General features: G+C 70.5%; 10 protein-coding genes. 3 read left to right on the top strand and 7 right to left on the bottom strand.

Annotated elements, in window-relative coordinates; all coding sequences use genetic code 11:
* Positions 1-180 precede the first annotated feature (180 nt).
* Complete coding sequence (locus GBZ26_RS22080) at positions 181-714, top strand: CreA family protein (RefSeq protein WP_174440701.1); 534 nt, start codon at positions 181-183, stop codon at positions 712-714.
* Positions 715-797: 83 nt separating this feature from the next.
* On the opposite strand, the gene GBZ26_RS22075 is transcribed toward GBZ26_RS22080, so the two are convergent.
* From GBZ26_RS22075 to GBZ26_RS22065, 3 genes are all read right to left on the bottom strand, one after another.
* On the bottom strand, positions 798-944 hold the full coding sequence (locus GBZ26_RS22075; RefSeq protein WP_174440700.1) for a hypothetical protein: 147 nt from the start codon (positions 942-944) through the stop codon (positions 798-800).
* A gap of 77 nt (positions 945-1,021) precedes the next feature.
* The gene (locus tag GBZ26_RS22070; protein ID WP_174440699.1) at positions 1,022-2,083 is read right to left on the bottom strand and encodes an AbrB family transcriptional regulator; all 1,062 of its coding nucleotides are present in this window, start codon (positions 2,081-2,083) and stop codon (positions 1,022-1,024) included.
* A gap of 16 nt (positions 2,084-2,099) precedes the next feature.
* Complete coding sequence (locus GBZ26_RS22065; protein WP_246653648.1) at positions 2,100-3,050, bottom strand: M14 family metallopeptidase; 951 nt, start codon at positions 3,048-3,050, stop codon at positions 2,100-2,102.
* Positions 3,051-3,328: 278 nt separating this feature from the next.
* On the opposite strand from GBZ26_RS22065, the gene GBZ26_RS22060 reads away from it, so the two are divergent.
* Positions 3,329-4,195, top strand: a complete 867-nt coding sequence (locus tag GBZ26_RS22060; protein WP_174440697.1) for an N-formylglutamate amidohydrolase — start codon at positions 3,329-3,331, stop codon at positions 4,193-4,195.
* A 12-nt stretch (positions 4,196-4,207) separates the two neighbouring features.
* Here the strand turns inward: GBZ26_RS22060 and GBZ26_RS22055 are convergent, their stop codons facing one another.
* From GBZ26_RS22055 to GBZ26_RS22045, 3 genes are all read right to left on the bottom strand, one after another.
* Entirely contained in the window at positions 4,208-5,056 is an 849-nt protein-coding gene (locus GBZ26_RS22055; protein WP_174440696.1) for an NAD kinase, read from the bottom strand.
* Between the two features lie 243 nt (positions 5,057-5,299).
* A complete protein-coding gene (moaA, locus tag GBZ26_RS22050; protein WP_174440695.1) occupies positions 5,300-6,325 on the bottom strand; it encodes a GTP 3',8-cyclase MoaA in 1,026 nt (341 codons plus the stop codon).
* A gap of 196 nt (positions 6,326-6,521) precedes the next feature.
* Positions 6,522-8,591 (bottom strand): 4Fe-4S binding protein, encoded by a 2,070-nt coding sequence (locus tag GBZ26_RS22045; protein WP_174440694.1) that lies wholly within the window; start codon positions 8,589-8,591, stop codon positions 6,522-6,524.
* 158 nt (positions 8,592-8,749) lie between these two features.
* Between GBZ26_RS22045 and GBZ26_RS22040 the strand changes: the two genes are divergently transcribed.
* Positions 8,750-9,313 carry a GNAT family N-acetyltransferase gene (locus tag GBZ26_RS22040; protein ID WP_174440693.1) on the top strand — a complete coding sequence of 188 codons (564 nt, stop codon included), beginning with the start codon at positions 8,750-8,752 and terminating at the stop codon, positions 9,311-9,313.
* Here the strand turns inward: GBZ26_RS22040 and GBZ26_RS30900 are convergent.
* The gene (locus GBZ26_RS30900; protein ID WP_174440692.1) at positions 9,310-9,996 is read right to left on the bottom strand and encodes a response regulator; all 687 of its coding nucleotides are present in this window, start codon (positions 9,994-9,996) and stop codon (positions 9,310-9,312) included. The two genes, GBZ26_RS22040 and GBZ26_RS30900, sit on opposite strands and share 4 nt — an antisense overlap.
* Positions 9,997-10,079 lie beyond the last annotated feature (83 nt).

Below are 10,079 nucleotides of genomic sequence, written 5' to 3'. Positions count from 1 at the left end.
GTCACCGGCTCCGGCGGTGGGGTCAGGGGCGGATCGATCGTGCGGTCGCTCATCGGGGGCAGGCACTCCGGGAGTAGCGGGCCGGGGGGCGCTTGACGGCGCCGGACCCTCGCCCGATTTAGGGGTATTCCAGGACCGCGCCCACGCGGCCCCGCTTCGCGATGACCGGAGTTCCACGAGATGCGCAGCCCGTTCCCTTCGATAAACATCCGCCGCGGCCTGATGGTCCTGGCGCTAACCGTGCTGCCTCCGATGGCCGCCTCCACCGCCGCTTTGGCCGAGGACCTCGTCGTCGGGCGCTTCTCCAACGACTGGACCGGCAACGGGCTTCAGGTGCAGGCGATCGAGGACCCGAAGGTGAAGGGCATCACCTGCCATCTGGTGGATTTCGACCGCAGCGTGCTCGACCGGCTGACCAAGGGGAACTGGTTCGAGGACCCGTCCAACGCCTCCATCTCCTGCCGCCGCACCGGGCCGCTGGTGATCGGCGACATCGAGCTGTCGCAGAAGGGCGAGGAGGTCTTTTCCGAGCGCAAGAGCCTGGTCTTCAAGTCCATCGCCATCCGCCGCATCTACGACCGGGTGAACGACACGCTGATCTACGTCGTCTACAGCCGGCAGGTGAAGGACGCCTCGGCGAAGATGGCCATCTCCAGCGTGCCGCTGATCGACACGAACCCCCAGTGGGAAAAGGGTAAGTCCGCCGTGAAATGATCGGATGGCTTGCAATCGGGCGGGCGCGGCGCCATCATCAGGCTTGGGAGGCAGGGGCCGTAATCCCCCGCCTCCCGGCCCGATCACTGCCGGTTCAGAAGATCAAGGATCGCCTTGACGATCTGGAGCAGCAGGATCAGGAGACTGAGGATTTCCTTCATCCTCCAGGCCTCCTTGTTGAGCGGCGGGGTGGTGGCACTCCACCACCCGTCCGCGCCTCCACCTCGCACGGGGTGCGGGATGGGAGCAACGGAAACTCCACACATGCGTGTGCGACGGATTGGCCGGCTGGCCCAGGGGCAATTCGTCAGGTCTTGCCGCGGCGGGACCGCCACTTGCGCCACAGCAGGTAAAAGCCGGGCGCCAGCGTCACGATCAGGACGATGCGCACCATGTGGTGGGTGGCGACCAGCGCCACGTCGATGTTCAGCGCCAGCGCGACCAGCGTCATTTCGGCCAGCCCGCCCGGCGCGAAGGCGAGGATCAGTGCGGCCAGCCCCAGCCCCGTCGCCTCGTCGACCATCCAGGCCGCCGCCGTGGTGACCAGCAGCATCAGCCCGGTGAGGCCCAGCGCGGTCAGCCCGTCACGTCCGATGCGGCGGATGTCCAGCCCGGTAAAGCGGCAACCCAGCGACGCCCCGATCACCACCTGCGCGGCGGCGACCAGCACGCCCGGCGGCTTGCCCTCGGTCAGCCCGGCGAGGTGGATCGCGGCGGACAGCAGCATCGGTCCGACGATCTGGGCGGCGGGGATGCGCAGCAGCTTCGCCAGGGGATAGCCCAGGGCGCAGGCCGACAGCAGCGCCACGTCCAGCGGGGCGAGCGACAGCAGGGGCGGGCCGAGCGCGCCGCGCCGCGCCGGGTCGTAGAGGCCCAGCGCCTGGAAGGCGAAGGGAATGACCAGCACCACCAGCATCACCCGCAGCGCGTGGGACAGCGCCATGGTCCGGCTGTCGCCGCCCATCTGGGTGCCGACCATCACCATCTCGTTCAGCCCGCCGGGGGTGGCGGTGAAGAAGGAGGTGGGCGGGTCCAGCCGGGCCGCGCGGCGCAGGTACTGCACGCCAAGCGTGGTCGCCAGAACGAGATAGACGGCCAGCGCGCCCAGCGACAGGCTCCACTCGCCGAGCCGCCCCAGGATGTCCGGGGTGAAGCCGCTGCCCAGCATCACGCCGAGGATCATGATCATGGCGTTGCGCAGCGGCTTCGGCACATGCAGCGCGACGCCGGCCATGGCGGCGACCGTGGTGGCGGTCATGGCGCCGATCATCCAGGCCAGCGGCAGATGGAAATAGCTGAACAGCGCGCCCCCCGCCGTCCCCAGCGCGAGGGCGAGCGCGAAGGGCCGCAGCCCCGGTCCGATGGTCATGCCGTTCGCTGTGTCCTCAAGGAACGATCCGCCCCAGCCGGACGGCGGTCTGCCCGGATTTGGGGCGCCGCGCCGGCATGATCAGCACGCAGTCGTCGTAGGGCGTCACGATCGGGCGGTTGCCGTCGTGGCCCAGGACCGTTCCGGCGCGGGGAATGACCTCCATCCCCACATAAGGTTGGTCGAAGTGGAATTCGTCGGTTTCCGCGGTCACCGCCTCGGTCACCTCGACGGTGCGCAGCGGATCGGGATGGCGGCGGATGTGGCGATCGGCGAGCGACGGGTCGATCATCGCTTGGGCGAGCAGGAAGCGCATGGCGCTTTCCAGGGCGACCAGCGCCGTCTCGTTCCGCCAATGCTGGCCGCATTCGACCAGGAGGGCGGTGCGCCGCCCGTCCGCCTCGGCGAAGTCCGCGTAATCGATCACCCGCTTCCCCGCCGCGTGCCCCTCGTCGGCGACGATCCAGGCCGGATGGCCGAGCCGGCGGGCCAGCGCGCGGGCGCGGTCGGTCCGCCCGCACAGCGTCAGGGGCGGGGTGTCCGCCGTCATGGAGTGCAGGTCGAGGATGACGTCGGCGGCGTCGAACACCGGGCGGAGTTGCCGGGCGCGGCGCAGTTCCACGCTGTCGCGCGGGCCGTCCAGCACCTCCGGCGACCAGACGCGGTTCATGTCCTCGTCCACGAAGCGGGAGGCGTAGGGCCGCTCGGCGTCGAATCCTTGGTACGCGGCGGTGTTGGCGAAGACCAGGGTCAGCCGCCCGCGGGTGGGCCGCAAGCCCATCCGGAACAGCCGGTCCATCGCCACCGCGCCGCTGATCTCGTTGCCGTGGATCAGCGAGACAATGACGGCTTGCGGGCCGGGGCGCCCGGACTCCAGCGTCGTGACATGGTCGATGCCGGTGTTTCCACGACGGTAGGGACCGATGTCCGGCGGCGTCAATTCGATCGGTGGCAGGGATTCGGTCAAGCGGATCTCGCCTTTGCGGGTCTGGCCGGTGCCGGGCGCTTTCGCCGAATGGTCAGTATGGCGGAGAGTCCGGCGCTGCGCCAGCCCCGCCATTTCCCCGGCCGGTCATGTCCTTTGCCTTACCGGTGGCTTACCCGTGCCTTACCCGTGTATGACGGTTTTTGGTCGACGGGCTCCCGGCCATCGTCTATACCCGAATCCATCCGCCGCAGCGCCCTGCTATGCCATCCGGGCAGGCACCCTGGCGCGTTGGAGCCGTTGGTACACCGGGGTCAGCCATGAGTTTCGTGATCGAGGACGTGCTCGTCCGCAACGATCCGATCGTCCCGCGCCTGCCGGTGTTCTTCGATTCACCGCACAGCGGCGCCGTCTACCCGCGCGACTTCGCCTTCGTCTGCCCGCTGTCCACCTTGCGGCAGGCCGAGGACACCCATGTGGACGAGCTGTTCGCCCACGCGCCGGAGCATGGCGCCACTCTGCTCTGCGCCCTCTTCCCGCGCACCTACATCGACGCGAACCGGGCCATCGACGACGTCGACCCGGCGATTCTCGACGGGCGCTGGCCCGAACCGCTGCGCCCGACGGAGAAGAGCGCCGCCGGCATGGGGCTGATCCGCACGCTGTGCCGCCCGGGGATGCCGCTCTACGACGGGCGGCTGTCGGTGGCCGAGGTGGCGGAGCGCATCGACCGCTACTACCGGCCCTATCATTTCCAGGTCGCCAGCGTGATGGACGATCTGGCCGCCCGGTTCGGCGCCGTCTGGCACATCGACTGCCATTCGATGCCCTCCGCGGTCGGGCCGGGGGCGGCGCACAAGCTGGGCATGGATTTCGTGCTGGGCGACCGCGACGGCACCACCTGCGAGCCGGGCTTCACCGCCCTGATCGAGCGGGTGCTGACCGGGCTCGGCTACAAGGTCGCGCGGAACCATCCCTTCAAGGGGGTCGAGCTGGTGTCCCGCCATTCCAACCCGGCGCGGGGCCGCCATTCCCTCCAACTCGAAATCAACCGGCGCCTCTACATGAACGAGGAGACGCTGGAGCGGAACGAGGGCTTCGCGCGGCTTCAGGCCGACCTGACCACGCTGACCCGCCGCATCTGCGCCCACGCGCAGGCCAACACCGAGCGTCGCGCCGCGGAGTAACGGCCGGGCGCGTTACGGCGAGAACTGCTCTTTCAGGATCCGCTCCTCGAAGTTCAGCTCCGGGTCGAACAGCAGGGTCAGCGCGACGTCGCGGGCCTCCTCCACATCGACGCGGATGACCTCGCGCACCTCGGTCGAGTCGGCCACGGCGCTGACCGGGCGCTTGACCTCCTCCAGGATGTCCACGGTGATCTTGGAGCTGTGCGGCAGCAGCGCGCCGCGCCAGCGTCGCGGCCGGAAGGAACTGATGGGCGTCAGCGCCAGCACCCCGGCGCCCAGCGGGATGATCGGCCCATGAGCCGACAGGTTGTAGGCGGTGCTGCCGGCGGGGGTGGCGACCAGCACGCCGTCGCAGATCAACTCCGGCAGACGGACGACCCCGTCCACGGTGATGCGCAGCTTCGAGGCCTGCCGCGTCTCGCGCAGCATCGACACCTCGTTGATGCCCAGCGCCTCGATCTGCTCGCCGTTGCAGCGGGTGGCCCTCATGCGCAGGGGGTGCAGCGTGACGCTCTGGGCGCTGGCCAGCCGCTCGGCCAGCTCGTCCTCGCGGAAGACGTTCAGCAGGAAGCCGACCGAACCGCGGTTCATGCCGTAGACCGGCGGCGGGTTCTGCCCGTCGCGCTTCAGCGCGCGGTGCAGCGTCTCCAGCAGGAAGCCGTCGCCGCCCAGCGCCACGATGACGTCGGCGTCCTCCAGCGGCGCGTTGCCATAGCGGTGGACCAGCCGGGTGCGCGCCCGCATCGCCTCTTCCGTGTTCGCCGCGCAGAAGGCGATGCGGAGGTCGGCGGGCTTGCGGGGATCGGGCGCCAGCGGGTCCAGGGTCGGATCGGCGGGCAGCTTGGCGGCGGTTTCGGTCATGTCGAGGGGACCATAGCGCAGGATGCCCGGTTGCAGAAGGCCGCTTCGGTCAAAGGGCGGGGCCGTCGCACTTCATGTCCCTCTCCCGCCCCGGGAGAGGGAAGGGGCCCGTGCGAAGCACGGGAAGGGTGAGGGTACCGCCAGAAAGAAAGCCCTGTTTCTCGCACGACCCTCACCCGCCCGCTTCGCGGGCACCCTCTCCCGGGGCGGGAGAGGGATTGGGGGCAACGCCGGAGTGGCCCATCATCCGCCGGTCACGCTCATGTGGCGAGGGACCGCCGGGCCCTGGTGGCGACGGTCGATGATGAAGTCGTGGCCCTTGGGCTTGCGGGCGATGGCGTCGCGCACCGCCTGGACCAGCAGCCCGTCGTCGTCGCTGAGGCGCAGCGGAGTGCGCAGGTCGGCGGCGTCCTCCTGCCCCAGGCACATGTAGAGGGTGCCGGTGCAGGTCAGCCGCACGCGGTTGCAGCTTTCGCAGAAATTGTGGGTCAGCGGGGTGATGAAGCCGATGCGCCCGCCGGTCTCGGCCACCCGGACGTAGCGGGCCGGGCCTCCGGTGCGGTAGTCGATCTCGTCCAGCGTCCAGCGCTTGGCCAGCTCCGCCCGGACAAGGCTGAGCGGCAGATACTGGTCGAGCCGCGCCTCGTCGCCGATCTCGCCCATCGGCATGACCTCGATGAAGGTCAGATCGAAGCCCTGCTCGCCGCACCAGCCGACCAGCCGATGGAACTCGTCGTCGTTCACGCCCTTCAGCGCGACCGTGTTGATCTTGACCTTGAGCCCCGCCTCCTTGGCGGCCTGGAGCCCGCCGAGAACCTTGTCCAGCCGGCCCCAGCGGGTGATCGCCTGGAACTTGTGGGGGTCGAGCGTGTCCAGCGACACGTTGATCCGGCGCACCCCGGCCTCCACCAGATCGCCGGCATACTTGAAGAGCATGGTGCCGTTGGTGGTCAGCGTCAGCTCGTCCAGGTCGCCGGCCTTCACGTGGCGGCCCAGGCTGTGGATCAGCTCATGGATGCCCTTGCGGACCAGCGGCTCGCCGCCGGTCAGGCGCAGCTTGCGGGTGCCCAGCTTGACGAAGGCGGAGCAGACGCGGTCGATCTCCTCCAGCGTCAGCACTTCCGCCTTGGGCAGGAAGCTCATGTCCTCCGCCATGCAATAGACGCAGCGGAGATCGCAGCGGTCGGTGACGGACACACGCAGATAGCTGACGGTCCGCCCGAAAGGATCGACGAGCGGGGCGGCGGCGGTCGGCGGAACGGTCGTCATCGTCAGGCTTCTCCCCAAGGGGGTGCGTGTCATGCAGTCCGGGCGGCGATTATGATCCCGAACCCGATCCTGATATATAGGTCCGAGTTGCGGATTTTTCGCCACCTGGAATTTCAGGCGCAGCAGACCACGGCGCGCGGAGCCGGGACTTGACGGGGATCAAATCCCGACGCCGTGCGCGTTCCGGCGGTGGCACTCAGTGGACGCTGCCGCCGTCCGGGCCACCCTCCTTGCCGTCCTGGGCCAGCTCCCGCTCGCGCAGATAGTCCTCGGTCGTGCGCGGCGCGCGCGGGGCGCCGAGCGCGAAGGGCGAGTCGCCCCGCTCGAACTGGTCGACGACGCGACAGTCGCCGCACATGCGCATGCGGTCGGCGGCCTCCGGCGTGGCGAACATGGCGTGCCGCCCGGCCAGCACCGCGACGATCTTGTCGATGGACGACTTGGTGGCGAAGGGCTTGCCGCACTTGACGCAGCAGAAGGGCTCCTCCTCCTTCAGCACCCTGGCGCCGCGGGCGCTGTCGCGGAAGTCGATCTCCGGGACCAGCGCGATGACCTTCTCCGGACAGGTGGTCTTGCACAGGCCGCACTGCACGCAGGCGTCCTGCGAGAAGGACAGCATCGGCTTGTCGGCGTTGTCGAGCAGCGCCCCGGTCGGGCAGGCGCCGACGCAGGACAGGCAGAGCGTGCAGCCCTCCGTCATCACCTGCACCCGCCCGAAGGGCGCGCCCGGCGGCAGCGGCAGGACCTCGATCGGCTCCGGTGCCACCTTGTGCAGGTGACGCAGCGCCAGCATGGTGACGGTGCGCTTGCCGCCCATCGGCAGGAAGGTGCCGGGGGCGGGAGCGCCCGCGCGCGGCAGGTCCCACAGCTCCGCGGCGACCGCGTCGGGGTCCTGCGCGTCGATGATCGACACCCGGCCCGAGCCGTAGCCCAGACCCGACATCGCCGTCTCGGCGAGGCCGATCTGGCTGGCCAGCCCAACGGTCTCGCCGGCGTTGCCCGGCCCGACCAGGACGCGCACCCGCGCCGCGCCATAGGCCAAAGCCGCCGCGAACACGTCGAAGCCGAGCTGCGTCACCTCGTTCACCGCGAAGGGCAGCACGCGGGCCGGCAGGCCGCGCCCGTAGCGCGCGATCAGCGAGATCATTTCGTCACCATGCCGCGGGTCGTGGACGAGCAGCACCGGTTCCGTCCCGCCGGCCTTGGCGTAGGAGGAGAGCAGCGTGCGCAGCCGCTCGTAGACCGTCTGGAGCGGCGGCAGGGCGTAGGTGCTGGCCCCCGTCGGGCAGACCGAGGCGCAGGAGCCGCAGCCGGCGCAGATGTGCGGGTCGATCGCCACATGGTCGCCGTTCGGCGTGATGGCGCCGGTCGGGCAGACCTCCAGGCAGCGCGTGCAGCCGGTCTTGCGGCTGCGCGAATGGGCGCAAAGGTCGGCCTTGAAATCGATGTAGCGCGGCTTCTCGAACTCGCCGACCAGATCGGCGGCCTCGAACACCGCCTTGGCGACGGCGGCGGGGCTGTCGGGGTCGGGGCGCAGGTAGCCGTCGCGCTTCCCGTGCGCCGGGAACAGCGGCGCGCCGCCGGTCAGGTCCACGATGACGTCGCAGCGCGAGGCGGCGCCCTGCCGCGGCGGCTCGAAGCCGAGGACGGCGCGCGAGGCCGGGATGGCCGGGGCGTAGTCGTCCACGACGATTTCGAAATTGCCGAGCCAGCCCTTGGCGGCGCGGATGGTCCCCTTGAAGACCGGCACGTCCATGACGCGCGGCGGGGCGACATCCTTCGGGGACTTCAGCAGCACGGTGACGTCCAGGCTGCCGGACAGCTGCCGGGCCACCTCGATGGCGCGCTCGTCGGTGCCGTAGACCAGCGCGGTGCCTTCCGACGCCAGGGTGATCGTGCCGGTCGGCGGGATGTCCATGGCCGCCTCGGCCAGCAGCGCGGCGATCTTCGGTCCCGCCAGCGCGCCCTCGTCCGACCAGCCGGCGCGCTCGCGGATGTTGGTGAAGGCGAGCGCGGCGTCGGGGTTGTCCTGGGTGGCGATCTCCGCGAACAGCGGGGCCTCCTGGGTGCAGGCGACGAGCAGCGGGGCGCCCTCCGCCACGCGCGCCTCGAACCGGTCGAGCTGGGTGCGGCAGAGCTGGGTGGCGACGGACAGGTCGCCCTCCGCCCCCGCCGCGGCACCGCAGGCCCTGGCCAACGCCTTGCCGTCGAGCGCCATGCTGTGGGCGCAATCGCAGACGAGCACCGTCCGGCCGTTGATCTTCATCGCTTCCAACCCCTTGCCCTGAAAAGCCCTGCCCTAAAGCCCTGTTGCACACAGCGCGTTCCAGTTCTGTACATATCGGCTGGGTGGCATGGTTGCGACAGCAAAATGCGTGGGGCAGGATGGTCGTCCACACCTTCACCCGTCGGACTCGTCCCGCCATGACCAGCACCGTCACCGTCCGCGACGCCCGCATCGAGGACATCCCCGCCTTCCAGCGGATCTACGAGCACCACGTCCTCCATGGCGTCGGCACCTTCGAGGAGGAGCCGCCCGACGGGACGGAGCTGGAGACGCGCTTCCGCGCCATCACCGGCGCCGGCCTGCCATGGCTGGTCGCCGAGCGCGACGGCGTGGTCCTGGGTTACGCCTACGGCAGCGCCTACCATGTCCGCTCCGCCTACCGTTTCACCATCCAGGACTCCGTCTACATCGCGGAGGAGGCGCGCGGCCAGGGCCTCGGGCGTCTGCTGCTCCAGGCGCTGATCGACCGCTGCGTGGCGCAGGGCTACCGCCAGATGGTGGCGCTGGTCGGCGGGTCGGAGAACGCCGGGTCCATCGGGCTGCACGCCGCGCTGGGCTTCCGCACCTGCGGCGTGGTCGAGGCCGTGGGGCTGAAGTTCGGGCGCTGGCTGGACGTGGTCATGATGCAGAAGGACCTGGGTGCGGGGCGGTCGGACATTCCGCAAGGCAAGGGGCCGAGCCAGCCGGTGGCGGTGCGTTAGCCGCCGTCGCTCCACCGGTCCAGCGCGGCGAGCGCGGGAGGAATGGCGGCGTCCAGCGCACGGCACAGGGCGTCGGGATCGCCCTCGCCGGTGTCCAGGGCTTGTTCCAGCGCCTGGGCCGCGCTGCGCAGCGCCATGCAGCCGTAAATGCCCGCCACCCCGGCGATCTTGTGGGCCATGGCCCCGGCGGTCGCCCGGTCCCCGGCGTTCCAGGCCTGCTCCAGGGCGGCGTGATAGCCGCGCAGCGTGACGAGGGTGTTGGTCACCAGGGTGGCGACCCGCTCCGCCGGCAGATGCTCGCGCATCTGGCGGATGGCGTCCTCGTCGAACACGGGAGGGACGGGCTCCCGGTCCAGCGGAGGGGCCACGACCGCCGGGGCGGACGCGGCGTCGGGGCCGGTTGACAGGCGGTCCAGCAGAGTGTCCAGCGCGGACAGGCGCAGCGGCTTTTCCAGGACGGCGTCGGCCCCCGCCGCCCGGCAACGCTCCGCCGCGCCGGGCACGGCGGAAGCGGTCAGCGCCACGATGCGCAGCCCCGACGCCATGCTTCCGGCGCCACGGGGCAGGGCGCGGATGCGGCGGGTCGCCCCGACGCCGTCCATGTCCGGCATCTGCACGGCCCTCAGGACGAGGTCGTAGCGTTCCCGCTCCGCCGCCGCCCGGGCGGGCCGGCCGTTGGCCACCACCGGGAACACGCGGGCGGGGCGGGGGAGGGGGGGGGGGGCAGGGTCTCATAAAAAGAGACGAGCGCACGAGACGAAGGGGA

This window comes from Azospirillum formosense, assembly GCF_013340925.1.
GTDB lineage: Bacteria > Pseudomonadota > Alphaproteobacteria > Azospirillales > Azospirillaceae > Azospirillum > Azospirillum formosense.
The sequence above is the reverse complement of the archived record's forward strand: the minus strand, read 5'-3'. Positions and strand labels throughout refer to the sequence as shown.

Coding starts and splice junctions, on each gene's coding strand:
- GBZ26_RS22045 (WP_174440694.1), bottom strand. CDS start 8,591: ATGAAGATCAACGGCCGGACGGTGCTCGTCTGCGATTGCGCCCACAGC.
- GBZ26_RS22080 (WP_174440701.1), top strand. CDS start 181: ATGCGCAGCCCGTTCCCTTCGATAAACATCCGCCGCGGCCTGATGGTC.
- GBZ26_RS22070 (WP_174440699.1), bottom strand. CDS start 2,083: ATGACCATCGGACCGGGGCTGCGGCCCTTCGCGCTCGCCCTCGCGCTG.
- GBZ26_RS22055 (WP_174440696.1), bottom strand. CDS start 5,056: ATGACCGAAACCGCCGCCAAGCTGCCCGCCGATCCGACCCTGGACCCG.
- GBZ26_RS22040 (WP_174440693.1), top strand. CDS start 8,750: ATGACCAGCACCGTCACCGTCCGCGACGCCCGCATCGAGGACATCCCC.
- moaA (WP_174440695.1), bottom strand. CDS start 6,325: ATGACGACCGTTCCGCCGACCGCCGCCGCCCCGCTCGTCGATCCTTTC.
- GBZ26_RS22060 (WP_174440697.1), top strand. CDS start 3,329: ATGAGTTTCGTGATCGAGGACGTGCTCGTCCGCAACGATCCGATCGTC.